The organism is Streptococcus mitis, from assembly GCF_003944325.1.
Classification (GTDB): domain Bacteria; phylum Bacillota; class Bacilli; order Lactobacillales; family Streptococcaceae; genus Streptococcus; species Streptococcus mitis_CW.
Map to the genome: position 1 here is coordinate 1 of NZ_RJPX01000002.1, position 25641 is coordinate 25641.

At 39.5% G+C, this 25641-nt stretch carries 18 protein-coding genes and 3 pseudogenes; 8 read left to right on the forward strand and 13 right to left on the reverse strand.

What is annotated here, in order from left to right; all coding sequences use genetic code 11:
* The 4 genes and pseudogenes from D8787_RS01010 to D8787_RS01025 all read right to left on the reverse strand — a co-directional run.
* Positions 1–273 (reverse strand): annotated as a pseudogene (locus tag D8787_RS01010) (hypothetical protein); the annotation flags it as partial.
* 190 nt (positions 274–463) lie between these two features.
* Complete coding sequence (locus D8787_RS01015; protein WP_125420208.1) at positions 464–1033, reverse strand: streptococcin A-M57; 570 nt, start codon at positions 1031–1033, stop codon at positions 464–466.
* Positions 1034–1458: 425 nt separating this feature from the next.
* Entirely contained in the window at positions 1459–2316 is an 858-nt protein-coding gene (locus D8787_RS01020) for a helix-turn-helix domain-containing protein (RefSeq protein ID WP_125420210.1), read from the reverse strand.
* A gap of 136 nt (positions 2317–2452) precedes the next feature.
* Positions 2453–3070, reverse strand: coding sequence for a LysM peptidoglycan-binding domain-containing protein (locus tag D8787_RS01025; RefSeq protein WP_125420212.1), 618 nt, complete (start codon positions 3068–3070; stop codon positions 2453–2455).
* Positions 3071–3309: 239 nt separating this feature from the next.
* Here D8787_RS01025 and sdaAB point away from each other — a divergent pair, with 239 nt between their 5' ends.
* From sdaAB to D8787_RS01040, 3 genes are read left to right on the forward strand one after another with little or no spacing between them, the layout of a single operon-like run.
* A complete protein-coding gene (gene sdaAB / locus D8787_RS01030) occupies positions 3310–3981 on the forward strand; it encodes an L-serine ammonia-lyase, iron-sulfur-dependent subunit beta (RefSeq protein WP_033684460.1) in 672 nt (223 codons plus the stop codon).
* An 8-nt stretch (positions 3982–3989) separates the two neighbouring features.
* On the forward strand, positions 3990–4862 hold the full coding sequence (gene sdaAA / locus D8787_RS01035) for an L-serine ammonia-lyase, iron-sulfur-dependent, subunit alpha (protein ID WP_125420214.1): 873 nt from the start codon (positions 3990–3992) through the stop codon (positions 4860–4862).
* Between the two features lie 21 nt (positions 4863–4883).
* Positions 4884–5516 (forward strand): HAD family hydrolase, encoded by a 633-nt coding sequence (locus D8787_RS01040; RefSeq protein ID WP_125420216.1) that lies wholly within the window; start codon positions 4884–4886, stop codon positions 5514–5516.
* 214 nt (positions 5517–5730) lie between these two features.
* Here D8787_RS01040 and D8787_RS01045 read toward each other — a convergent pair whose 3' ends face one another.
* Both D8787_RS01045 and D8787_RS01050 read right to left on the reverse strand, forming a co-directional pair.
* A complete protein-coding gene (locus D8787_RS01045) occupies positions 5731–7581 on the reverse strand; it encodes a nucleoside-diphosphate sugar epimerase/dehydratase (protein WP_125420218.1) in 1851 nt (616 codons plus the stop codon).
* An 85-nt stretch (positions 7582–7666) separates the two neighbouring features.
* On the reverse strand, positions 7667–8497 hold the full coding sequence (locus tag D8787_RS01050; protein ID WP_125420220.1) for a glycosyltransferase: 831 nt from the start codon (positions 8495–8497) through the stop codon (positions 7667–7669).
* 154 nt (positions 8498–8651) lie between these two features.
* On the opposite strand from D8787_RS01050, the gene D8787_RS01055 reads away from it, so the two are divergent.
* From D8787_RS01055 to D8787_RS01075, 5 genes are all read left to right on the forward strand, one after another.
* Complete coding sequence (locus tag D8787_RS01055) at positions 8652–9818, forward strand: CynX/NimT family MFS transporter (RefSeq protein ID WP_125420222.1); 1167 nt, start codon at positions 8652–8654, stop codon at positions 9816–9818.
* 138 nt (positions 9819–9956) lie between these two features.
* Positions 9957–10283 (forward strand): PadR family transcriptional regulator, encoded by a 327-nt coding sequence (locus tag D8787_RS01060; protein ID WP_000273856.1) that lies wholly within the window; start codon positions 9957–9959, stop codon positions 10281–10283.
* A complete protein-coding gene (locus D8787_RS01065; protein ID WP_033684466.1) occupies positions 10270–10863 on the forward strand; it encodes a DUF1700 domain-containing protein in 594 nt (197 codons plus the stop codon). The genes D8787_RS01060 and D8787_RS01065 overlap by 14 nt, the downstream gene beginning before the upstream one ends.
* Entirely contained in the window at positions 10856–11806 is a 951-nt protein-coding gene (locus D8787_RS01070) for a DUF4097 family beta strand repeat-containing protein (protein WP_125420224.1), read from the forward strand. The genes D8787_RS01065 and D8787_RS01070 overlap by 8 nt, the downstream gene beginning before the upstream one ends.
* A 62-nt stretch (positions 11807–11868) precedes the next feature.
* Positions 11869–12933 carry a DUF6574 domain-containing protein gene (locus D8787_RS01075; RefSeq protein WP_125420226.1) on the forward strand — a complete coding sequence of 355 codons (1065 nt, stop codon included), beginning with the start codon at positions 11869–11871 and terminating at the stop codon, positions 12931–12933.
* Between the two features lie 70 nt (positions 12934–13003).
* Here D8787_RS01075 and D8787_RS01080 read toward each other — a convergent pair whose 3' ends face one another.
* The 7 genes and pseudogenes from D8787_RS01080 to D8787_RS01115 all read right to left on the reverse strand — a co-directional run bounded on the left by D8787_RS01080 (position 13004) and on the right by D8787_RS01115 (position 25533).
* Positions 13004–13864, reverse strand: a complete 861-nt coding sequence (locus D8787_RS01080; RefSeq protein ID WP_125420228.1) for a DUF4299 family protein — start codon at positions 13862–13864, stop codon at positions 13004–13006.
* Positions 13865–14138: 274 nt separating this feature from the next.
* Positions 14139–15125 (reverse strand): rhodanese-related sulfurtransferase, encoded by a 987-nt coding sequence (locus D8787_RS01090; RefSeq protein ID WP_020902652.1) that lies wholly within the window; start codon positions 15123–15125, stop codon positions 14139–14141.
* 131 nt (positions 15126–15256) lie between these two features.
* Positions 15257–15553, reverse strand: coding sequence for a bacteriocin immunity protein (locus tag D8787_RS01095; RefSeq protein ID WP_185776723.1), 297 nt, complete (start codon positions 15551–15553; stop codon positions 15257–15259).
* A gap of 68 nt (positions 15554–15621) precedes the next feature.
* A pseudogene (locus D8787_RS01100) lies at positions 15622–15702 on the reverse strand (CPBP family intramembrane glutamate endopeptidase); the annotation flags it as partial.
* Positions 15703–15825: 123 nt separating this feature from the next.
* A complete protein-coding gene (locus D8787_RS01105; RefSeq protein WP_125420232.1) occupies positions 15826–16062 on the reverse strand; it encodes a hypothetical protein in 237 nt (78 codons plus the stop codon).
* Between the two features lie 127 nt (positions 16063–16189).
* Positions 16190–16635, reverse strand: a pseudogene (locus tag D8787_RS01110) (IS30 family transposase); the annotation flags it as partial.
* 318 nt (positions 16636–16953) lie between these two features.
* Positions 16954–25533: a DUF1542 domain-containing protein gene (locus D8787_RS01115; protein WP_125420234.1), complete on the reverse strand. Its 8580-nt coding sequence runs from the start codon at positions 25531–25533 to the stop codon at positions 16954–16956.
* Positions 25534–25641 lie beyond the last annotated feature (108 nt).

The window sequence follows — 25641 nt, forward strand, 5'->3', positions numbered from 1 at the left end:
TGCTATTTTAGTTAAGAGAATTTCAACTGTTGGTGGTAAAATCGCTAGATTAAACCAAGGGTGTAAGTAGCGATAAGCTAAGAAATAGTTAGGTTCCTCACCCAATCCTAGTTGTTTATATAAGGTCTTGACTTCACTATCTAACCTCGCTTCAAAAGACACATCTGAATGCTCCTCTTCCTTCTTCTGATTAAAATAACGCATCCAGACTAGGAAACCTATAAAGACTAGGACAAATATTCCTGATAAGATATATTTTAAATTGTAGTTCATCGCTTAACCTCCTGATTTATCGGTTTAATCTAATCAACATAGGGTAGGGACGACTTATATTATGGTATATTGAAGTTAGAACAACACGTATTGCTTTTTAGATAATGACTAAAAAGCAATACGAATATCCTAATTACGTTGTATCTTCCTAGTTCAATCTACTATAAAATACTTTTCCTACTATATCGAACTAAGTTCCCCAACAAGAGATAGCATTTAATGCTACTCCTGCTACAACAACAGCTACATTAAATTTAGCTAATTGAGATGGTTTTAATACTGATGCAGCAATATCTTTTATTATATCAACCGCTTTTCCATAATTATGAGACACCAAAGCATTGGTTAATATTTCTATCATATTTCTACCTTGCAGTGCATCCCATATAATTCCACCAAATGGTACAGAATTTATGACTACACAAGCCGCATATGCTCCTAAATCACGAGTCATACTTGGCAATACATAATTTTCAAAAATAAACTTCCCTTCTAAGCCAATATCTCCTGGTAGTTCTGCCCTTGCTTTTAGAGCATAGAAATCAGTTACAACGTATCTCTTTGTAGCCAAATCAACATGTCCAGCTTCCTCTAAATAGAATTTCAAGCTTTCAATCGCCTGTTCTGTCTGCTCTTGTTCGCTCAAGACAGCAGTTTGTCTGGTTGCTGTTTCAGACGCATAAATGCTATTTCCGACAGAGAAGAGCAATCCAAATATCATAATGAAAACCATACTTACTTTAATTAATTTATGAGTCATTTTACTTCTCCTATTTAAGCTTACAAAAAACAACTATCCTTCAATTTTTAATAAATAAAACAATAAACCTTATAGCTCATTGGATTCGCCTTCCTTCTATCTCATTTCATTTTAAACAACGAACTTACTCTTAACTGGGAGAATAGTATGCTCCTGTATCAATACCTTGAGTAACTAGAGTAGTACTAATAAAACTTCGACTATTACTCAGTAGAATTAGCACAATAAGCAAAATAGATAGCGCTTTCAAATATTCAAATTTTAATTTTCCCATCTTGCCACCTTCTTTCACCTATATTATAAATTAACATATATAACCTGTCAAGTAATTAAAGCAACATCTTAGATATTTTTAAAAAGAAGAATTAAAGTTATATTTTCACACATAAAAAAGATAGCTTCTGCTATCCTTATACATTCTCTAACTACTTATCCATCAGATATTGTTCTACCTTGAGTGCCATAACTTCATTATTTTCAATTAGATAGAGCACCTTAGCTTGCATATAATAGTCCTTAGCAACAGAGATATCAAGATCCTCTGTTACATTTCCCAACAAACAATATAAATCTGCTAACCTAAAGCTACTATGATATTTGTTACAAAATTCAATCATCTCCAATAATAGGTCTCTGGACTTATCCATCTCCTCCTGTTTCCAAAGGTGGTAACAATAATTGTATTTTATTTTGATATACAACTCAATTTGTTCACGCACACTGGTATCGATTTTTGAAAGGGCTACGGAAACCTGTTCATATAGTTGTTCAAATTTCTCCTTATCCTCATCATAGCCTAAGAAAATCAACAGAGTATTCAAAATATACAAGTAGTCTACTTTATCAATACTAATCCTACTGAGGATGTCCTCTATTTTTGAAATAGCTAGTTTTAATTGATGTTCACATTGATAGGTTAGAATGGCATCTATCCAGTCCAGATAAATCTTTTCATCAAAAGATAAGGAAGTCTGTTGCTTTCTTTCTCCCTCAAAAGCATATTTCAAAGAGGCATAATCTTGATTTTCCAACAATGTTTCAGACAACCTCTTGAAAGCAGACAAGCCTAGAAACTCTTTCGAAATTTCTCCTGAAAAGAAATAGTCCATATTTAAGCCCATTTTTTCAGATAATTTATATAACAAATCTGCTCCTGGCATATATTTGCCTTGTTCCATTCGACTTATCTGAGTTTGTTGGCAAATTCCTTCTGCCAACTCTTTTTGCGACCAGCCCAGCTCTTTTCGCTTATTTTTTAATCTTGTTGCTAATAATGCATGCATGCTATCCACCACTATTTATATTCTATAAAAACATTATACTACTTTTTGATAAGATTATATCAAATTGGCTACACAGTGTGAATAGGATTCTAAAAAGGAAAGAAAAAAGAGCCATTCAAAGCTCTTTTCCTAGTTCTTAATACCAACCGTTGTTAAGCCAGAAGTTTTTCGCAGCTGACCATGAACCGTAACGTCCTGCAACGTAAGCATCTGCTACACGTTCTTGGTTTTCAGCTGAGTAGTCACCGTTCAAGTATGAATCTGTCAATTGGTAACGTCCGATGTAACGTCCGTTTGTAGCTGTGTAGCTACCACCTGATTCTTTTTGAGCGATCCATTCTTTGGCTTCTGCTTCAGATCCGCTTACAGTTGCAGCAACTGTTTCTTCTGCTGCAGGTGCGCTTGCCACTGGAGCTGCTTCTTCTGTAGTTTCTGCTGCTGGAGCTGAAACAGTTTCATCTTGAGCAGCTGGTGCTGCATAAGTAGTTGGCGCTGGTGTTGCAGCTGGTGCTACAGGGCCGTCGATAACCAACTCTTGACCAACATAAATCAAATGAATGTTGTCAATGTGATTGTTTTCTGCCAATTTCTCAATAGTTGTGTTGTGAGTTTCAGCGATTTCTGAAAGTGTATCACCTTCTTTAACAGTGTAAGTTGATGATTCTTGAGCAGATACAAATGATGGAGCAAATACTGCAAACAAGGCAGCTACTCCTGCAAGAGTTGTTTTAATCTTTTTAGTTGTTGATTTCATATTTGAAAATTCTCCTTCTTTCTATAGTTCTATGATACCCTTTAAATATTACTGTTTCTTGACACTTTTATGTAGAAATATTACAAAATTATTTTTTATTTCCCTAAATAAGCTATTTTTTGTTACAAAAGATACTGTTTTATTCTATTTGTAGTGTAAAAAGGTTTTCATCCACAATTAAAGCCAAGACCTTCATTCTTTGATATAATAGAGATAAGAATTTTTATAAGGGGAAACTGATGAAATCACTTCGTTTTCAATCTGTCTTTGATATCATCGGACCAGTTATGATTGGCCCATCTAGTAGCCATACCGCTGGTGCTGTTCGTATTGGGAAGATTGTATCTTCCATTTTTGATGATACTCCGACAGAAGTCGAATTCCAACTATTTAACTCATTTGCCAAGACTTATCGTGGTCACGGAACAGACCTAGCCCTTGTTGCAGGTATTTTAGGCATGGATACAGATGATCCTGAAATCCCAAATAGTCTGGAGATTGCCCACAAGCGTGGTATCAAGATTGTCTGGACCATTCAAAAAGACAGTAATGCTCCTCACCCAAACACCACTAAAATTACCGTCAAAAATGCCCACAAGACCATCAGTGTGACTGGTATTTCAATCGGTGGAGGAAATATTCAGGTCACCGAACTCAATGGCTTTGCCGTCTCTCTCAATATGAATACACCGACTATCATTATCGTTCATCAAGATATTCCAGGCATGATTGCCCTCGTAACAGAGGCACTTTCACGCTATGGTATCAATATCGCCCAGATGAACGTTACTCGTGAAAAAGCTGGTGAAAAAGCCATTATGATTATCGAAGTCGACAGTCGCAACTGTGATGAGGCCATCGAGGAAATTCGAGAAATCCCTCATCTCCACAATGTCAATTTCTTTAAATAGGAGGAAGCATGTTTTATTCTATCAAAGAATTGGTCGAGCAGGCAGAACTGGACTTTCAAGGAAATGTCGCAGAACTCATGATTACAACGGAGTTTGAATTGACAGGTCGTGAACGTGAAGAGGTTCTCCTTCTCATGGAACGCAATCTAGAAGTCATGAAAGCCTCTGTCCAACTTGGCCTCAATGAAAATAAATCTCGTAGTGGCCTGACAGGTGGAGATGCTGCCAAATTGGATCACTACATCAAAAACGGAAAAACTTTATCAGATTACACGATTCTGTCTGCTGCCCGAAATGCCATCGCAGTCAATGAACACAATGCCAAAATGGGCTTGGTCTGTGCCACTCCGACTGCTGGAAGTGCTGGCTGTCTGCCCTCAGTTCTAAATGCTGCTATTGAAAAATTAGACCTCAGCCACGAGCAACAGCTGGATTTCCTCTTTGCTGCCGGTGCCTTTGGACTAGTCATCGCAAACAATGCCTCTATTTCAGGTGCTGAAGGTGGCTGTCAGGCCGAAGTCGGCTCTGCCTCTGCTATGAGTGCTGCCGCCTTGACTCTAGCTGCTGGTGGAACACCTTATCAGGCCAGTCAGGCCATTGCCTTTGTCATTAAAAATATGCTAGGTCTCATCTGTGACCCTGTTGCTGGCTTGGTCGAAGTTCCCTGTGTAAAGCGCAATGCCATGGGAGCTAGCTTTGCCTTTATCGCAGCAGACATGGCCCTGGCAGGTATCGAATCTAAAATCCCTGTGGATGAAGTTATCGATGCCATGTATCAAGTAGGAGCAAGCATGCCAACTGCCTTTCGTGAAACAGCTGAAGGTGGACTCGCTGCCACACCTACTGGTCGTCGCCTCCAAAAAGAAATTTTCGGAGAATAAGCTTATCAAATAGGAGAAACCATGACCTCTATCTCAGCTATCTTTTTCGATCTGGATGGAACCCTCGTTGACAGTTCTATCGGGATTCACAATGCCTTTACCCATACCTTTAAAGAGCTGGGGGTACCTAGCCCTGATGCCAAAACGATTCGTGGTTTTATGGGACCGCCCCTTGAAAGTAGTTTTGCGACTTGCCTTCCCAAAGAACAAATTTCTGAGGCTGTGCAGATATACCGTTCTTACTATAAGGAAAAAGGCATCTATGAAGCTCAGCTCTTCCCTCAGATTATAGAATTGCTTCAAGAGCTATCCAAGAATTACCCTCTTTATATCACCACTACAAAGAATACACCAACCGCTCAGGATATGACTAAAAATTTGGGAATCCATCATTTCTTTGATGACATTTATGGTTCCAGCCCTGAAGCACCCCATAAGGCAGATGTCATTCGCCAAGCCTTGCAGGCACATCAACTAGCCCCTCAACAAGCCATCATCATCGGAGATACCAAGTTTGATATGCTGGGAGCTCAAGAAACAGGCATTCAGAAATTGGCCGTCACTTGGGGATTTGGAGATCAATCAGACTTGCTAAACTATCAGCCTGATTATATGGCCCACAAACCCTCAGATGTTTTGGCGTATTTTCAATAACATAACGGAGACTGGGCAACAACTCCATTTCATACTCTTCGAACCAAGTTAGTTTTCTCTGTAACCTCAACGCTGTTCTTTGAGTAACCTTCAGCTAGCTTCCTAGTTTGCTATTTGATTTTCATTGGGTATCAGAATAAAATGGAGCAAGTTTCTACATAACAAAACGCATATTATCAAGGTTTCAAGTCCTAATAATATGCGTTTTTCTGTTTTATTCAACGTGGGTTGTTTGATTGGCAAAGGCGATAATGGCTTGCTTCAATTCATCTCCTCTGAGAGTTCGGAACTCTTCAATCTTTTGATCGATGGCTTCTAGAGGCATGACATTAACCTTACCAACGAAAATCTTATCCATAACCTGATTATCAACAAGTTCAGTTGATACCAAGAGTTCTTCGTAGAGTTTTTCACCTGGGCGGATTCCAACTTCAACGATTGGAATTTCGCTCTCAGTGTGTCCACTTAGAAGGACCATTTTCTTGGCCAAGTCATAAATCTTGACTGGTTTGCCCATATCAAGGATAAAGACTTCTCCATCCTTGGCATAAGCACCAGCATGGATAACCAGACGGCTAGCTTCTGGAATGGTCATAAAGTAACGGGTCATGCGGAAGTCTGTCACCGTTACAGGCCCACCTTCAGCAATCTGACGTTCAAAGACTGGAATCACACTACCACGGCTACCAAGAACATTTCCAAAACGAACTGCACAGTAGGTCGATTGGCTACGTTGGTTAAAGCCAGTGACAATCAATTCCGCCACGCGCTTGGTTGCTCCCATAACATTTGGTGGATTAACCGCCTTATCTGTCGAAATCATAACCATCTTAGGTACTTTGGCTTCATCAACAGCCTTAGCAACATTGTAGGTTCCACGAATATTGTTTTTGAAGGCTTCTTTTGGATTGCGCTCCATCATAGGAACGTGCTTGTGGGCAGCCGCATGATAAACAATAGCAGGCTTGTACTGCTCAAAGACTTGCAACAAACGGTCATAGTCTTGAATATCGGCAATAACTGGTACATAATCAATCCCTTGGAACTTGCGAATCAATTCATGATAAACAAGATAGATTGAATTTTCCCCATGACCGAGCAAGACAATGCGTTCAGGATTGAAGCGGCTAACTTGGCGACAGATTTCAGAACCGATTGAACCGCCAGCTCCTGTAACCAAGATTGTTTTTCCAGTAAGTTCTGCTCCCAAACGCGATTCGTCAAGACGAATTTCCTGACGGCCCAAAAGGTCTGTGATATCAATCTTCTGGAAGCCTCCACCTGCTTGGTGAAGTCCCTGAACAACGGTTTCAACCTTAGGCATCTTGTAACATTTAACACCCAGCTTATTACACATCTGCAAGATACGCTCGTATTCTGACGGATCAAGCGACGGAATCGCAACGATAACACGCTCAATTTGATGGCGTTTTGCTAATTCAGGCAGATCATCATATGAGCCCAAAACAGGGATACCACCGAGTTTTTGACCCTTTTTCTTTTCATCATTATCCAAAATACCGACAAGTTCCAAATCACTAGTTGGATGTTGGTAGCTGTTCATAAAGAGAGCTCCACCATCTCCAGCACCAATCAAGAAGGTCCGACGGTGTTCTCCATCACCACTTCCCTTTTTACGTTTGGAGTAGATTAACTGCCAAGTAATCCGTGGCAATAGAATCAAGAAGGTACTCAACAAGATAAAGAGAATGATAAAACGAATTGAAAATAGAGGTAAGAAGGCATAGCAGATACTATATGACAAGACACTGCTCGCAGTCACACCAAAAAAGATTTTCATAAAATCCGTAATCTTGCTGTAACGGCTGATACTAGCGTTCAAGCCCCAAAATCCAATCATCAATTGATAAAACAAGAAGGCCAAACTCGTATAGATGATGTAGTCAACAGGTGCTGGATTAATCAATCCGTAGAATAAGATATAAGATACAATGATGGAAACCACCATACTCAAAATATCAAATATGCCCCAGAAGACCTGTTTTTGTTGTTTATTTAAAATTTCCACCAGATCAATGACATAATCTGTGAGTTTTTTATTCATAGAAATTTACTCCTCCTTAAAAGAGCTCGATGGTTATATTGTTATTATAACACTTTTTCTCCAGTTTACGATTTGCTACAATCTTTTAATTGCTTTTTCGTAACAGCTTCATAAAAATAAACTGTCTGACAAATCCTGGACAAAGGGCAACAACCATCTGAATCGCAACACTCTTGGCGTACTCTCTGTAAGAAATTTGCCCTCTCTTCAGCATGCGCTGACGAGCTTGACGATAGAGTTTGAGGTAACGCAGTCCCCCACGACGCTCAAACATTCCTGCTCCAACACGAACCTTACACAAGATTTGATTCAGATTTCCAGTCTTGGCTCCTGCAGCAATCATATTGAGCCAGAGGAGGTCATCCTCCATATAAAGGCCATCCTCATAGTTGCCTGCCTTGAGAACCATATCCTTCTTGAACATGACAGTCATGTGGTTAAAGGCACTTCTCATCCTTTGATAAGCCACAATATCTGCGTTCTGGGTCGGAACACGACGATAAGAAACAATCTCATCAGGATTGTCAATAAATTCTGCAATATGTCCACCTAATAGGTCGAGATTGTCCCTCTCCATTAACTGAACCTGTTTCTCAAAACGGTCTGGAACAGCTATATCATCTGTATCCATACGAGCGATGATATCATACTGACACTGCAAAACACCGTATCGAAGAGCCAGACCCAAACCTTGATTCTGCTCAAGAGGACAGCGTTTCACTGGAATTTCAGACTGAGCTTCTACTTGGTCTAACACCTGATAGAGCTCAGGTGTCAAAGGCCCATCCTCAACCAGAACCAACTCGCTCGGTTTCAAGGTCTGATTTTGAATACTATTAATGGCATCTCGCAAAAATGTCGGATTTTCCTTAATATAAACCGACATCAAGACGCTAATTTTTTGCTTTTCAAGCACAGTTTTTCTCCAATATATAGATTTCCTTCCACTATTTTATCATAATTTTCAAGACTTTCCCATTTTTATCTTGAAAGCCCAAAACCTTACTTGACATTATAAGGAAAAAACCTTAAAATAAGCTGTTATTAAAATCAGCTAGAAGAGGTATTTTATGAAAAAGCAATCACTCTTTTTTGTTCCAGGTATTATACTGATTGGTGTTTCCTTGCGGACTCCTTTTACTGTTTTACCCATTATTTTGGGAGATATTTCGCAAGGTCTGGGAGTAGAAGTTAGTTCGCTTGGTGTCTTGACCAGCCTTCCTCTCCTCATGTTTACCCTCTTCTCACTCTTTTCTACCCGACTGGCTCAGAAAATTGGCTTGGAGCATCTCTTTACCTACAGTCTTTTCTTCTTAACCATTGGCTCTCTGATTCGACTAATCAATTTGCCCCTGCTCTATCTAGGAACCTTGATGGTTGGGGCAAGTATCGCAGTCATCAATGTTCTGCTTCCTAGTCTCATCCAAGCCAATCAACCAAAGAAAATTGGTTTTCTGACCACCTTATATGTAACTTCTATGGGGGTTGCAACGGCTCTGGCCTCCTATCTGGCTGTGCCTATTACACAAGCCAGCTCTTGGAAAGGCCTTATCATCCTCCTCACCCTGCTCTGTCTAGCAACTTTTTTGGTCTGGCTTCCAAATCACCGCTATAATCACAGACTGGCTCCACAAACCAAACAAAAAAGCAAAACAAAGGTCATGCGTAATAAACAGGTCTGGGCAGTGATTGTTTTTGCAGGTTTTCAATCCTTGCTCTTTTACACTGCTATGACCTGGCTACCTACCATGGCTATCCACGCAGGCCTATCCAGTCACGAAGCTGGCTTACTGACCTCTATCTTCTCTCTGATTAGCATTCCTTTTTCAATGACCATCCCAAGCCTAACAACCAGCTTGTCTACTCGCAACCGTCAGCTCATGCTCACTCTGGTTTCACTAGCTGGTGTGTTCGGCATTTCCATGCTCTTTTTCCCAGTCGGTAATTTCTTTTACTGGCTTGCCATCCATCTCCTCATCGGAACCGCAACCAGCGCCCTCTTCCCTTATCTCATGGTCAACTTTTCACTCAAGACAAGCGCTCCTGAAAAGACAGCCCAATTGTCTGGTTTATCTCAAACAGGAGGCTATATCCTAGCAGCCTTTGGGCCAACTCTATTTGGTTACAGTTTTGACCTTTTCCACTCTTGGGTGCCAGCTGTAGCTGCCCTCTTGCTCGTCGATATCCTGATGACTGTGGCCCTCTTTACAGTGGACAGAGCTGATAAAATCCTCTAAACTTCTAGTTTTGACTAGAAGTTTTTTATATATAAAAATTTTACACATTTCTCTTGACAGGGCTTTCTTTTAGATGTACAATGTATGTGTAGAAAAATTATATATAAAAATCTTACACATTAGAAAAGGAGGTTCCCCATGTACTTTCCAACATCCTCTGCCTTGATTGAATTTCTCATCTTGGCCGTACTGGAGCAGGATGATTCTTATGGTTATGAGATTAGCCAAACCATTAAGCTTATCGCTAATATCAAAGAATCTACGCTCTATCCCATTCTCAAAAAATTGGAGGGCAATAACTTTCTGACCACCTATTCTAGAGAGTTCCAAGGTCGCATGCGCAAATACTACTCCTTAACAAATGGTGGTATAGAGCAGCTCGTGACCCTAAAAGATGAATGGGCACTCTATACAGACACCATTAATGGCATCATAGAAGGGAGTATCCGCCATGACAAGAACTGAATACCTGACTCAGCTAGAACTCTATCTCAAGAAACTACCTGAAGCTGATCGCATCGAAGCCATGGACTATTTCAGGGAACTCTTTGACGATGCTGGAGTCGAAGGAGAAGAAGAACTCATCGCTAGCTTGGGAACTCCCAAAGAAGCGGCCCACGAAGTTCTCTCCAATCTTCTCGATAAAAAAATCAATGAAGCGCCCGCTCAAAAAAATAACCGACAAATTTTACATATCGCCTTGTTAGCCCTCCTTGCAGCACCCATCGGTATTCCTCTGGGAATCGCCATCCTCGTTGCCCTGTTCGGAATCCTTGTAGCCGCTTTGACTGTCATTCTGGCTTTCTTTGCGGTTTCCATACTTGGTATCATCGGCGGATTCCTATTTTTAGTTGAAAGTTTCACTGTCCTAGCCCAAGCAAAATCAGCCTTTATCTTGATTTTTGGTGCTGGTTTACTAGCCATCGGTGCTTCTTCGCTGGTTTTACTAGGTATTTCCTATGTAGCTCGTTTCTTCGGTCTACTCATTGTTCGCTTGGTGCAATTTGTTCTCAAAAAAGGAAAGAGAGGTGACCAGCATGCGTAAATGGACAAAAGGATTTCTCATCTTTGGTGTGGTGACTACCATTATCGGCTTTATCCTGCTCTTTGTAGGCATCCAATCTGACGGGATTAAGAGCCTACTTTCCATGTCCAAAGAGCCTGTCTATGATAGTCGGATGGAAGAGCTGACCTTTGGCAAGGAAGTCGAAAACCTAGAGATTACGCTCCACCAACACGCGCTGACCATCACAGACTCTTTCGATGATCAAATCCACATTTCTTATCATCCATCTATTTCTGCTAACCATGATCTTATCACAAGTCAGAACGATAAAACGCTAAGCCTCACTGATAAGAAACTGTCTGAAACCCCATTTCTCTCTTCTGGAATTGGCGGGATTCTCCATATCGCAAGTAGCTACTCTAGTCGTTTTAATGAAGTTATTCTCCAAGTTCCAAAGGGAAGAAGTCTAAAAGGGATCAACATCTCAGCAAATCGCGGTCAAACCAGTATCACTAATGCTAGTCTTGAAAATGCGACCATCAATACCAATAATAGCTATCTCCTCCGAATTGAAGGAAGTCGTATCAAAAACAGTAAACTCACAACACCAAATATTATCAATATCTTTGATACAGACCTTACAGATAGTCAGCTAGAATCAACAGAACATCACATCCACGCTGAAAAAATCCAAATACACGGTAAGGTGGAATTGGTAGCAAAAACAAACCTAAACCTGCTACTTTCTGAAGAAGAAAAACAAAGAATCAACTTAGATCTTTCAACAAAACATGGTTCTATTCTTCATTTTCTAAGAGAAGGAAGACATTCATTTAGCAATAAAGAAAACAAAGATGAACGATTAAGCAATCCTTATAAAACAGAAAAAGCTGATGTGAAAGATCAACTCATAGCAAGGGCAGACCAGGATATCTATCTACTCAAAGCAGAGGAACACAAGTCTTCTTCTAGAAACCGTTGACAAAAGCGCTTACATCTGCTACTATGAAAGCATATTTATCTAACTAAAAAGGAGGTTCTACCATGAAACAAGAATGGTTTGAAAGTAATGATTTTGTAAAAACAACAAGCAAGAACAAGCCTGAAGAACAACCCAAAAATCTTGCAGACAAGGCTGAAGAAACGATAGCCGATCTCGATACACCAATTGAAAAAAATACTCAAGTAGAGGAGGAAGTCTCTCAAGCTGAAGTCGAACTGGAAAGCCAGCAAGAAGAGAAAATTGAAATGCCTGAAGACAGTGAAGCGAAAACAGAAATAGAAGAAAAGAAAGCATTAGATTCTACTGAAGAAGAGCAAGATCTTCCTGGAGAAACAGACAAAGTCACTATGGCTGAAGAGAGCCAAGAAGCTCTTCCTCAGCAAAAACCAACCACGAAAGAGCCCCTTCTTCTCAGTCAATCCTTAGAAAGTCCCTATATCCCCGACCAAGCTCCAAAATCTGCGGATAAATGGAAAGAGCAAGCGCTTGATTTTTGGTCTTGGCTAGTGGAAGCGATCAAATCTCCTACAAGCAAGCTTGAAACAAGTAGCACACACAGTTACACAGCCTTTCTCTTGCTCATTCTGTTTTCTGCATCTTCCTTTTTCTTTAGTATCTACCACATCAAACAAGCTTACTATGGACATATAGCAACTATGCATAATCACTTCCCTGAACAATTTGCTTCATTAAATCTCTTTTCGATTATCTCTATCCTAGTAGCAACCACACTCTTCTTCTTTTCATTCCTCTTGGGTAGTTTCGTCGTGAGACGATTTATCTACCAGGAAAAGGACTGGACGCTAGAAAAGGTTGTCCAACAATATAGTCAACTCTTGGCAATTCCAATCTTCCTCACTGCTATTGCTAGTTTCTTTGCCTTCTTTGACAGCCTGCGATTCACAGCCCTCTTGTGTGTGATTAGCATTGGAATCATTCTGCTTGCCAGTCTCCATATCATTACAAGACCAAGTCAAGCAAGTGAAACCGACTCCTTCTATCAATTATTCTTGTCTGTCCTTGTGAACGGAGTCATTATCCTCCTCTTCTTTGTAACTGAAGTGGCACTGATTGGAGATTATCTTCGTATCTTGGCCCTTCTTTAAACTTCAATCCTGTCTTTCATGGCAGGATTTTTTATATATCAAAAAGCAAGTCAATTGACCTGCTTCTGCTTTACTCTCCTTGTGCTAATGTTTTAAAATCTTGTCCTAGGATGGGTTTTATTTCTAATTGATTGGCGTCTAGTTGGTGGTAAGAGGCTTTTGGTAGTGACTCTAGGAATTTTGCATAGTTCAAGCGGGCAATGGCTTCATAGTCTTCTGGTTTAGAGCCGTCTCCTGTGATTTGAACCAAGTCAATCTCCCACTGCACTTCCTTATCCACCAATTGCTCAATATAGGCAGCAGGAACAAATGGTTCTCTCGGTAAAACCGTCTTGACTCCTTGAGCTAGATGGTAAACGCCATGCACTTGCCCTTCTCCATCCTGATAGAAGGAAACTCTTGTAAAATAGGCATCTGTCTCTTGAACCGCACGCACACGCGCTTCAAACTGAGCCAAGCCATCTGCCTCTAAAAAGCTTTTCAAGTCCTCATGACCAAAGAAAACAGGATTAAAAATTCCTTGGCAAATCGTAAAACGGGCTGCAGTGTCTGCTAGATAGGCTTGAATACTTGCTTGGAAATAAGCTTCAAAGTCAAAACCATCTAGCCCCTCAATCTCAGTTCCTGTGTAAGCAAGCAGGGCATCTAAAAATGCTTTGATAATCTGCCAGTCTGTCTTTGTGAGTAGGTCAGGAAGATCGACACGATAAGCCTTTGGACCATCATCATAACTAACCTTAAAGAGAAATTGTGATTGCCCTACTATCGCACACTCGATATACTCGAGACGGTTAAGAGGCTGACGGAGATAGACGGCATCATAACTATGTGACTCCAAACCATCTACCAAGGCCAAGATAGACTTGGCAGTCAAAATTTCCTGTTCTCCTAAAATGCTCTGTTTATTTGGCATTAAAAATGTTTTCGTCATAACTGGACTCCTTTGAAATCGTTTACACATAGTATACCTTATTTTTCTGAAAGATACAAAAACAAACTTTATACTCTTCGAAAATCTCTTCAAACCGCGTCAGCTTCGCCTTGCCGTAGATATATGTTCCTGACTTCGTCAGTTTCATCTACAACCTCAAAACAGTGTTTTGAGCAGCCTGCGGCTAGCTTCCTAGTTTGCTCTTTGATTTTCATTGAGTATTAGATTTTTGAGTAAAAATCATAGAAAAACAGCCCCTGAGGACTGTTTGACATTATACAGTAGCTGCTTGATCCAAGCTTTCACCGATAGCGGCTAGGCGCTCGACAACTTCAGCTTGTGTCAATTCATTTTCTGAAACATAGCGGTTACGTGGGTGAACACGGCACTCGTGTGAGCATCCACGAAGGTACTTGTCTTCATTTTCTTCTGATGTCAAGATACGACGGTTACAGAATGGATTTCCACAGTTGACATAACGTTCACATGGTGTTCCATCAAACCAGTCTTTCCCTACGATGGTTGGGTTAACATGGTTGACATCTACGGCGATACGCTCGTCAAAAACGTACATTTTCCCATCCCAAAGTTCACCTTGGACTTCTGGGTCTTTACCGTAAGTCGCGATTCCTCCGTGCAATTGGCCAACATCTTTGTAGCCTTCACGGACCATCCAGCCTGAGAATTTCTCACAGCGAACTCCACCTGTACAGTAAACCACGACACGCTTGTCCATGAATTTTTCCTTGTTGTCACGAACCCATTGTGGCAACTCACGGAAGTTGCGGATGTCTGGGCGGATAGCCCCACGGAAATGTCCTAGGTCGTACTCATAATCGTTACGTGTGTCAAGGACAACGGTATCTTCGTCAAGAAGGGCTTCTTTGAACTCTTTTGGAGACAAGTAAGCACCTGTTGTTTCAAGTGGGTTGATGTCGTTGTCAAAGTCGTTGTCTTCCAAACCAAGGTGGACAATCTCTTTCTTGTAGCGAACAAACATCTTCTTGAAGGCTTGTTCATTTTCTTCGTCAATCTTGAACCAGAGGTCTTCCATGCCTGGGAGGCTGTGAACGTAGTCCATGTATTTTTGAGTTGTTTCGTAATCACCTGAAACTGTTCCGTTAATTCCCTCGTCAGCGACTAGGATACGACCTTTAAGGCCGATTGATTTACAGAAAGCCAAGTGGTCTGCAGCAAATTGCTCTGCATTTTCAATTGGAGTGTAAAGGTAGTAAAGTAAGACACGAATATCTTTTGCCATAAGATTTGTTCTCTTTTCTATTCTTAAATTTTCAGAATTTTTCATCTAACTATACTAGTATACCTGCTTGAGAAAACGAATGCAATTTATTTGACTGGAAATTGTAGAAAGGGATTTATCCCTGCATTTCGTCAGTAGCCATAGCGAATAGCAGATAATTCTCTCAATTTTTTGATCTGCTCGGATTGACTTTCTGACAAACTCAGCTTGTTATCAATCAATACGCGCGCAAGGTCAACATTCATTTGACTCAATATAAATGGGGTAGAGGTCCCATCGTCCTCTAATCGTCTTTTATAACTCACTAACAGATTTTTCAAGGGAGTCAGTTGAGGCGTATCCTTTATATCTCCCAATAGATGATTTATGATAGTCATGGCTTCACAACGTCTTTCACTGCCTCCGGCAAACCATTTTAATGGTGTCATACTCATTTACCTCCTGAAATTCGTTTATAAATTGAAAAACTATCATTCCTAACGCTCGTGCCAGTATTTTACCCAAACACCCTATGTAAAAAAGTCAGCAAAAATGGTAATGTCGCGAAAATATTATTAATCACATAAGACGCATAAGAAGAATTAAAGTTTTAAAAAATAAAACTTAATCTTAACTACCGATTTAGCAACTAATCTAGCAAGCCACAGTAAATCATCTCATTGGAATAATAAGTCTGTCTAGACTAAACTTAAAATTTTGTTTAGAGGCTGAACAAAAACTCAATTTCAGGAGAAAACAAAGTAAATCTTCCCACAATAAAACTGACATAATAAAAATTCTCATCGCTCCAAACAGCACTATCCATGCAAAAACTATGAGTATGATCATCTGTAAAATCAAAACTCCCTAAAACCACAGCTACCAACTCTGCTTTTGGGAATATGTATATGCCGATAGCAACTTTTCCAAATTTGACAGAAATAACCAAAGAAGCCACAGATAATAGCTTTTCAGCCTCTATTTCCTGTTTTATTCATTTTAAATGTACCATAATCCCTCCAATAGTCAAGCAAAATAATTTCTTTTAATCTATCATCCCTCTTGAGTTTATCGAACTAAGTCACCTATAACTCGAAAAAGGTATAGAAATAGAATGTTTCACGAGAAACACTCAATTTCAAGTTAACTAGCAAGAAGTCTTCTCTTGTAAGCTTGTAGGACAATCATTTTTTCAAATAGTTGTTGAAGTAATTTTCGATGAATGCAACTTCTTTAGGAGTCGTTTTCTTAGTTCCTTTAGGTAACCATCTACGAATGAGCTTATTGTGATTCTCATTAATTCCCCTTTCCCAAGAGGCATAGGGGTGCGCATAATAGATGTGTTCCTTAGAAAACACATCAGACAAGCGGTTGAATTCTGTTCCGTTATCTACCGAATTTGATGCTGTTTTAAGATGAGTTTTAAAGCCTGATTGACCGACTCAACGCTTTTATTTGGAATCAATCGGATGATTTGATGTCTACTTCTTCTATCATCAAGAAAAGTGTATAGTAGTTTAGTAAAAAGTATCAACCTTTTATACTAAACAAAGCAACAAACTAAAGAATCTTTCCTAACCAACTAAAAGAACTCATTTATAAGTATGGATCAGACTTACAACATCAATAACAAATCTTTAGCAAGGAAAAATTGATGTGAGCTACTATTTGATTTCTGAAAAGTATAATAACTACCTTGATAGAAGACACTGATGGTGTTCGATATACCTATCATACTCCAAAAAATCTCCTAGCAGACTTCCCTGCTAGGAGATTTTCTTATGAGAGGTACTTGTTTAAGCTTTAAAAATCGGACTTATTATTCGACAATTATCAAACAATCTACCAATTAAGCCTCTTCGTCTTCTTTACGACGACGGCCTGCAAGACCAAGACCAAGTAATGCACTTGCGGCAGCTGCCACCATAGCTACAGTAGAATCTGCTGTACCTGTATTTGGCAATTCTTTAGCTACTTTACGCGCATTTGCTTGTGCTGATGCTGCTTGAGTAGTAGCTGTATCTACAGCTGGTGTTTGACTAGCTTGGTCGTTAGCTGGAGTTGCATGATCAGTTGATGAAGCAACTTTCGCCATGAAGTCTTCGATACGTTTCACCATTGTATCCACTTCTGCTTGACTTGCTTTTGCATTAGCAAATACTGCTTTAGCTTCTGCTAATAATTCAGTCGCTTCTTTTGCAGTCTCTGCATCAAACTTAGCTGATTCTTTGATGATTAATTCATCTAATTGACGAATAGCACCTTCTAACTTAGCTTTATCCACTTTTGCGTCAGTGTTAGTAGCTCCGTTATTGCCTCCACCATTTGATGGTACATATGGACGTTGTTTGAAGATATCTTTAGCTACGATTGTGTAAACTTTACCATCTTTAGTAATTACAGTTGCATTTCCTGCTTTGTCGAAGATAACTTCTAGCACATCAGCATTTGCTCCTTTAATCTTAGCTTTTGCAGCTTCTTTTTCTGCATCTGTTACGTTATTGAAGTCTGCTACTGTTTCTTTTTCGAAGTCAACGTTGATGTTTTCACCATTGTTCTTAGCTGCAACATCTTTAGCATCTTTAACTAATTGAGCTACTGGAATTGTTGCTGTCTTACCTTCTGGTGTTGTTACTGTCGCATTTCCATTTTCGTCTACTACTACAGTTGCACCTGGGTTGACTGCTTTAATTGATTCTTTAACTTTTTCAATTTCATCAGCTGTTAATTTAGCTTTATCTCCAACTAACACTCTAGTTGCTGGTGTGTTTACACCATTTTGTTGAGTTGGATCAGTTAATTTATCTTCTGGAATTACTAAGTCAAGTTCTGGGATTACTAATACTGTTCCATCACCTTTAGTAACGATTACATCACCTTTATCATTTACTACTACAGTTGATCCTGGGTTTACATCCTCTACTGCTTTCTTAACTTTTGCTTTTTCTTCATCTGTTAAGTTAGCTGGATCTTTTACTACTGTCTTAGTTGCTGGTGTATTTGCTCCATTTCCTGCATTTTCTTTACCTGCGTCTGATGCTGACTTAGTTAAGTCTGTTGCTGGAATTGTTGCTGTTTTACCTTCTGGGGTTGTGACTGTTGCGTTGCCTTTATCGTCTACGACTACAGTCGCTCCTGGATTTACTGCTTTAACTTTGTCTTCGATTGCTTTTTTCTCAGTATCTGTTAAGTTAGCTGGATCTTTAACTTCTACCTTAGATGCTGGTGTGTTTACTGCATTTCCTGCATTTGCTTTACCTGCATCTGCTGCTGACTTAGTTACGTCTGCTGCTGGAATTACTGCTGTATTTCCTTCTGGGGTTGTGACTGTTACGTTTCCTTTATCGTCTACTACAACTTTAGATCCTGGGTTTACTGCCTCAATTGCTTTCTTAACTTTTGCTTTTTCTTCATCTGTTAATTTGGCTGGATCTTTAACTTCTACCTTAGATGCTGGTGTATTTACTGCATTTCCTGCATTTGCTTTAGTTGCAGCTTCTGGATCTTTCGTCAAGTCTGCTGCTGGAATTACGGCTGTCTTACCTGCTGGGGTTGTAACTGTCGCATTTCCTTTATCATCTACAACTACTGTTGCATCTGGGTTTACAGCCTTAACTTTATCCTCGATTGCTTTCTTCTCTTCTGGAGTTAACGCATCTGGATTTGCTACTACTGTCTTATCCGCTGGTTTAACGATGTCATTGCCTGCGTTTGGTTTCTTAGTATCTTCAACAGTACGTACTAATTCTTCGACAGGAATCACTTGTGTTTGACCATCTGGAGTTGAAACTTTAGCATTTCCTTTTTCATCTACTGTTACTACAGAGTTTGGATTTACAGCTTCAACTGCCGCTTTAATTTTCTCCTTCTCAGCATCTGTCAACTTAGCTGGATCATTTACAACTACTTTATCAGCTGGTTTAACTACGTCGTTTCCTGCTTTTGGATCATTTGCTGTATCAGCAGTTTTCACTACTTGCTCAGGAGTGATGATTTCCTGATGACCGTCTGGAGTTGTAACAGTAATATTTCCATCTGTATCTTGAGTAATTTCTTTAGCATCTGGATTTACTTTCTTAACAGCTTCTAAGACCTTAGCTTTTTCAGCATCTGTTAAAGCACTTGGATCATTTACAAGAACTTTATCAGCTGGAATATTTACTTCACCTACAGCTTTAATAGCCGCTTTATCTGACTCTTCAATTCCATTGACAGCTTCTGCTGTTTTAGCTGCATCTACAGATTTTTTAGCTTGTTCTGCAATCTTATCTACTTGTGCTTTAAGATCTTCTTTAGCTTTAGGAGTCAAGTCGTCACGAGCATCGATTGCTGCTTTTTTAGCTGTTGCTTCGTCATCAATCGCTTTACGAGCGTTTGGTTTATCTTCTACAACAGGTACAGATTTTTCGATTTCTTTCTTAGCTTCTTCTTGAAGTTGCTTAACTTCAGCATCTGTTCCAGCTTTATCGATTGCTTTCTTAGCTTCTTCAGCTAGAGCCTTAGCTGCATCTGCTGCAACTTTCTTCTCTTCATCTGTAGCATCTGGAGTGTTTTCGATTGCTTTTAATTGTTCAGCTAATTTATCATCGATTGCTTTCTTAGCTACTGGTTTCGTTACTGCTTCTGGATTCACAGCCGCAACTTCATCTACACCTGTTTTCTTAGCTGTATCTACTGCTTTTTGAGCTTCAGCTGCTTTTTCTGGTGTATCTGCATTGTCTGGTTGTGCATTAATTGCATCTGTTGCTGATTTAGCCTTATCTTGAGCATCTTTCTTAGCCGCGTCTTTTTCTTCTTTCGTTAAATCAGTACGGGCATCGATTTCTGCTTCTTTCTTAGCTAATTCATCCGCTACTGCTTTCTTAGCTGCTTCTTTAGCTACTGGATTTACAGATTTAACATCCGCTACACCCTTATCTTTTGCATTATCAACCGCAGTTTGAGCTGCTATTGCTGCTTCTGGTGTTTCTGCATTGTCTGGTTGTGCGTTAATTACATCTGTTGCTGATTTAGCTTTGGCTTGAGCATCTTTCTTAGCTGCAGCTTTTTCTGCGTCAGTTAAGTCTGTACGCGCATCAATTTCTGCTTCTTTCTTAGCTAATTCGTCTGCTACTGCTTTCTTAGCCGCTTCTTTAGCTACTGGATTCACTTTCGCAACTTCATCTAATCCAGCTGTTTTCGCTGTATCTACTGCTGCATCTGTTGTTGCTGCATCAATTGCTTCTTTAGCTTTCTTAGCTTCTTCCGCTGCTTTTGCTTTTGCTGCTTTTTTCTCTGCATCTGTCAAGTCTGTACGAGCATCAATAGCATTGTTTTTAGCTGTCAATGCATCGTCGATTGCTTGTTTAGCTTCCGTTTTCTTAACTGCTGCTGGATTTACAGCTGTAACATCAGCTACACCTGTTTTCTTAGCCGCATCCACTGCATCTTGTGCTGTTTTCGCTGCTTCTGGTGTATCCGCTGCATCTGGTTGTTTAGCAATTTCAGCTAGTTGTGCGTCAGCTTTATCTTTTGCTTCTTTCTTAGCTGCTGTTTTTTCTTCATCAGTTAAGTCTGTGCGAGCATCGATTTCTTTATTTTTAGCTGTTAATGCATCTGCAATTGCTGTTTTCGCTGCTTCTTTGGCTACTGGAGTTACGTTTGCAACTGCTGTAGTTCCATCTGTTTTAGCTTTATCAACTTCTGCGTTTGTAGTTGCTTTATCAACTGCATCTTTAGCTGCTTCTGCTTTTGCTTTTGCAACTTCTTTCGCTTTAGTTTTTTCTTCTGGAGTTAAATCCGTACGCGCATCAATTTCATTGTTTTTAGCTGTTAATGCATCGTCGATTGCTTTCTTAGCTACTGGTTTCTTAGCCGCTACTGGATCTACAGCTTTAACATCTGCTACACCTTTATCTTTTGCACCATCTACTGCCGTTTGGGCTTCTGCTGCTTTTTCTGGTGTTTCTGCGTTGCTTGGTTGAGCATCGATTGCATCTGTTGCTTCCTTAGCTTTATCTTGCGCATCTTTCTTAGCTGCTGCTTTTTCTTCGTCAGTTAAGTCAGTACGTCCGTCGATTGCTTTTTCTTTCTTAGCTAATTCATCTGCGATTGCTTTCTTAGCTGCTTCTTTCGCTACTGGGTTTACAGCTTTAACGTCTGCTACACCTTTATCTTTTGCACCATCTACTGCTGTTTGGGCTTCTGCTGCTTTTTCTGGTGTTTCTGCGTTATCTGGCTGTGCGTTAATTGCGTCTGTTGCTTCTTTTGCTTTCGCTTTTGCGTCTTCCTTAGCTGCTGCTTTTTCTTTGTCAGTTAAGTCAGTACGTGCATCGATTGCTTTTTCTTTCTCAGCTAACTCTTTTGCGATTTCATCTTTAGCTTTTGTTTTCGCTACTGGGTTTACTTTCGCAATTTCTCCAGTACCAGCTGTTTTAGCTGTATCTACTGCTGCATCTGTTGTTGCTGCATCGAGTGCTTCTTTAGCTTTCTTAGCTTCTTCTGCTGCTTTTTCTTTAGCTGTTTGTTTTTCTTCTGGAGTTAAGTCTTCACGTGCGTCAATTGCAGCTACTTTATCTTTAAGAGCATCTTCAACTGCTTTCTTAGCTGCTGGTTTCTTAGCCGCTACTGGATCTACAGCTTTAACGTCTGCTACACCTTTATCTTTTGCACCATCTACTGCTGTTTGGGCTGCTGTAGCTTTGTCAGCTGAATCAGTAATAGATGGTTGTGCATCAATTGCATCTGTTGCTTCTTTAGCTTTATCTTGAGCTTCTTTCTTAGCTGCGTCTTTTTCTTCTTTCGTCAAATCAGTACGAGCATCGATTTGCTCTTCTTTTTTAGCTAACTCAGCTGCCACTGCTTTCTTAGCTGCTTCTTTTGCTACTGGGTTTACAGATGTTACATATGCTACACCTTTATCTTCAGCATCATTAACGATTTTTTGTGCTGCCGCTGCTGCGTCTGCAGTTTCTGCATTGTCAGGTTGAGCGTTGATTTTAGCTAATTCAGCATCTGCTAATTTTTGAGCTTCAGCTTTTGCTGCTGTTTTCTCAGCATCTGTTAAATCAGTACGTTTGTCGATTTCAGAATTTTTATCTGTTAATGCATTTGCAATTGCTTCTTTAGCATTTTCTTTTGCTACTGGGTTAACTTTACCAATCGCTGTAGTTCCAGCTGTTTTAGCTTGATCTACTGCATCGTTTGTTGTTGCAGCGTCAATAGCTTTAGTTGCTTCTGCTGCAGCCGTATTATTTTTCGCGATAGCTGCTGCTTGTTCTGCTTGTGTTAGATTTGTATCTGCTTTAATCGCATCTTCTTTAGCTTTACGAATTGCTTCAACATCTGCTTTTGCTGCGTCTTTTTTCGCTACCACTGGATTATCTGCTGCGATTGCATCAGTTCCTGCATTTTGAGCTTTATCAAGAGCATCTTTTGTTGTAACTTCAGGTTTTGCAATTTCATCAAGAGCTTTAGCTTTATCTGCATTTACTTTCTTGATTGCTTCATCTTTTTCTTCTTGAGTTGCTTCTGGGTTATTGTTAATAGCCTCAATTTGCTTCTCAGCTGCTTTATTAACCTCATCGATAGCTGGTTGTTTATCTAAGGTTACAAACTCTGATAATGGTCTTGTATCTTTTGAACCGTCTGTATAGGTTACTACAAAATTGTTTCCATCTTTTGTGACTGATTGAATCTTACCATTTTTATCAACTGCAGTATCTTTTGCGATATTCGCGTCGTCGTTATCCTGCTTGTACTCAAGTTGCAGTTTTTCTTTGACTTTAGCTAAATCAGCTTCTGTTACGTTTGCTGGATCTGTTACAACAACTTTTTCAGTTGGTGTCTTGATATCGTACTTATCTGTTTGAGATTTAACGATGAATTCAACATACCCAGGTTTTCTTCGACGAAGTTCATAGTTCTCAACACTATAGGATTCATTTGCTGGCATAGATTTAACACCGTCATTATCTTTAGCCTCGATAAAACTTGTCCACTTTTGCCCAGCTTTCAGATTTGTTACTCCAACCATCTTAATAGTAGCTGTTTTCTTATCATCAGATACAGTTCCTTCCCCAGATGCTACAGCACTGTCAGTTACCTTTCCTATGGTAAAACCATAACCACTAGCGTTATCACTTTCATCTAAACCTTTATTTCGTAGATATAAATTTTTAACTGTTATATCGTCTTTACCTGTGAATGTTAAATCAGTATTCTCACCAGTGTAAACGTAGATTTGACGTTTGTCAGCGTTTGAATATGGAAGTTCAACTGTTGGAGCTAGGTTTGTACGTGCGAAGTCAGTTAATGGTTTTTTATCAATAGAACCGTCTTTATAGGTTACTACAACATTGTTTCCGTCTTTAGTGATAGAAGCAATACGATCTGATTGATTCTCTACATCTGTTCCTCTTATAGCTGTCGGTATATTTTTATCTGGATTTTTCTCTTCTGAAGCATATGCAATTTTAACTTTTTCTTTAATTTTGGCAAACTCGGTATCAGTAACGTTGTTAGCATCTGATACAGCCACTTTATCCGCACCTTCTAGAGATTTAATATCATATTTTGCTGTTTGAGCTTTTAATTTAATAGTAAACGCACCTGGATCTGTAGCATAAGTATTTCCTTTAGCTGTATTGTCAATAAATGCCCCATCTGTATCAGTTGCTGTTGCATAGCGAGTTACAATTGTAAGTTCTTGATTTGGTTCTTTAGGGAAGGCACTCGCTGCAATTCCAGAGTTATCTTTTGAAATATTACCTTTAATTTTTACAATAGCTGGATTTTCTGCTGTTGCTACCGTTTCAGTAGAAATTTTTTCAACGGTTGTATTGTACTGATTATCTAAAACATCAGGATTTGATGCATCTTTAACTGGTGAATCCTGATTTCCACCACGTTTTACTGTAGCTGATGCCACTTTTCCAGTGTCATCTTTAAATTTAATAGGAATTTCAAAATCCTCATTAGCATATACAAAAACGTCTTTTTTACCATCTAATGAGAATGGAATTTCTACAGTTGGTTTCTCATTTGTACGAGCTACACTTGCAACTGGAGTAGTGTCTACTGATCCATCTTTATAGGTAACAGTAACTGTTCCATCTGCAACAGTGATTCCGTCCGTCGCTACTACTGTAGATTTATCTTGTAAGACTTCTCCTTTTTTAGAAGCTAGTCGAGCATCTTGTGTCGTTGCAGTATCAGAATATTGAATTTTAATTTCGTTTTTGATTTTGGCAATATCTGCTTCAGTTAAGCTATCAACATTTGAAACAGCAATCTTATCAGCATTTGATTCTGGCAGCTTGATGTCATATTTGTATGTTTGAGATTTAACAACTAAGTTGAAATAACCAGGAGCTGATGGCTTGCTACCTCCAGACAGTTTAGCCCCAGTAGAATCTGCAAGTTGTAAATATCTTGCCCCTAATACTGCTCGTTGATCTTCAGTTTTCGTGTAAGATGTAAGTCCTTTAAACGTGTCGTTTGGTTTACCAGTGATTTTAATTGTTACTGGGCCTTGAGTTTCAGTTAGTGTTTGATGATAACTCCAACCATAACCATCTATTTCAACTTCTTCTTCTGGAGGCATAGATCCGCCTTTACCTTTCGCATAAGCTATCGCTTGATCACTTTTCGATTTTAGTAAGAACTGACCACTTCCAGCTTTAACTGTTGCTTTAGTAATATTTCCAGCTGTTGAGCTAACTGTAATATTGACATCTGCGTCTTCTTCGTTATAAAGGTAAATTTCTTTTCCAGTAGAGTACTCCATGGAATAAGTAAAGTTATCTTGAGTTTCAGTTGTTTCCGCACGGAAAGCATTGTTTTTGTCTAATGCTTTTCCATTACGTGTATCGTTAGAACCTGTGTTTTCGATTGAGTTAGTGTCTGATTTTTTCTCAGTGTTTGCTGCTTTTTTACCTACAGTTTCTTTTCCGTTAGTAGTGTCTACTGCTGGAGTTTCTTTTTTCTCTACAGGTTTGTTTCTTAATCCAGCGTTAGCTGTATTTACAAGTTTGTTGTAAGCTTTTGTAATTTGGTCTTGAGTTGTTGCGTTCACTAATGCAACTTTTGCAGCTTCTAAATCAGCTTTTAATACCGCAACAGATTCATCTGTTTTATTAGCATAAAAACCGTTAGCAAGTTTTGTTTCAATTTCTGAAATGTAGCTTTCAAGTTGAGTTTTGTTCAAAGCTGGAGCTACTTCTGTCGCAGGCTTAGACTCGTCTTGTTCAAGTTGTGTGTCAGTCTTTCCAGTAACCTGTGTTCCCTGAACTTCAGCCGCTTGAACTGATACAGCTCCATTACCTAAGAACATGAAAAGAGCAGCGACTGCTACACTAGCCGCTCCAAAGCTATATTTACGAATCGAATAACGCGTGACCTTTTCACGACGTAGACGCTCAGCGCGACTCATAGACGATTTATTTTCCATTAATTTGGATCTCCTTTTAAGTGTACATTTTGGATTTTCACACAAAACTAGCCGCTTCACAAAAACAACTACTTTTTACTTAATATGAAAATCTGTATTTAAGATTCT

Coding starts and splice junctions, on each gene's coding strand:
- D8787_RS01015 (WP_125420208.1), bottom strand. CDS start 1,033: ATGACTCATAAATTAATTAAAGTAAGTATGGTTTTCATTATGATATTT.
- D8787_RS01020 (WP_125420210.1), bottom strand. CDS start 2,316: ATGCATGCATTATTAGCAACAAGATTAAAAAATAAGCGAAAAGAGCTG.
- D8787_RS01025 (WP_125420212.1), bottom strand. CDS start 3,070: ATGAAATCAACAACTAAAAAGATTAAAACAACTCTTGCAGGAGTAGCT.
- sdaAB (WP_033684460.1), top strand. CDS start 3,310: ATGAAATCACTTCGTTTTCAATCTGTCTTTGATATCATCGGACCAGTT.
- sdaAA (WP_125420214.1), top strand. CDS start 3,990: ATGTTTTATTCTATCAAAGAATTGGTCGAGCAGGCAGAACTGGACTTT.
- D8787_RS01040 (WP_125420216.1), top strand. CDS start 4,884: ATGACCTCTATCTCAGCTATCTTTTTCGATCTGGATGGAACCCTCGTT.
- D8787_RS01045 (WP_125420218.1), bottom strand. CDS start 7,581: ATGAATAAAAAACTCACAGATTATGTCATTGATCTGGTGGAAATTTTA.
- D8787_RS01055 (WP_125420222.1), top strand. CDS start 8,652: ATGAAAAAGCAATCACTCTTTTTTGTTCCAGGTATTATACTGATTGGT.
- D8787_RS01060 (WP_000273856.1), top strand. CDS start 9,957: ATGTACTTTCCAACATCCTCTGCCTTGATTGAATTTCTCATCTTGGCC.
- D8787_RS01065 (WP_033684466.1), top strand. CDS start 10,270: ATGACAAGAACTGAATACCTGACTCAGCTAGAACTCTATCTCAAGAAA.
- D8787_RS01070 (WP_125420224.1), top strand. CDS start 10,856: ATGCGTAAATGGACAAAAGGATTTCTCATCTTTGGTGTGGTGACTACC.
- D8787_RS01075 (WP_125420226.1), top strand. CDS start 11,869: ATGAAACAAGAATGGTTTGAAAGTAATGATTTTGTAAAAACAACAAGC.
- D8787_RS01080 (WP_125420228.1), bottom strand. CDS start 13,864: ATGACGAAAACATTTTTAATGCCAAATAAACAGAGCATTTTAGGAGAA.
- D8787_RS01090 (WP_020902652.1), bottom strand. CDS start 15,125: ATGGCAAAAGATATTCGTGTCTTACTTTACTACCTTTACACTCCAATT.
- D8787_RS01095 (WP_185776723.1), bottom strand. CDS start 15,553: ATGACACCATTAAAATGGTTTGCCGGAGGCAGTGAAAGACGTTGTGAA.
- D8787_RS01115 (WP_125420234.1), bottom strand. CDS start 25,533: ATGGAAAATAAATCGTCTATGAGTCGCGCTGAGCGTCTACGTCGTGAA.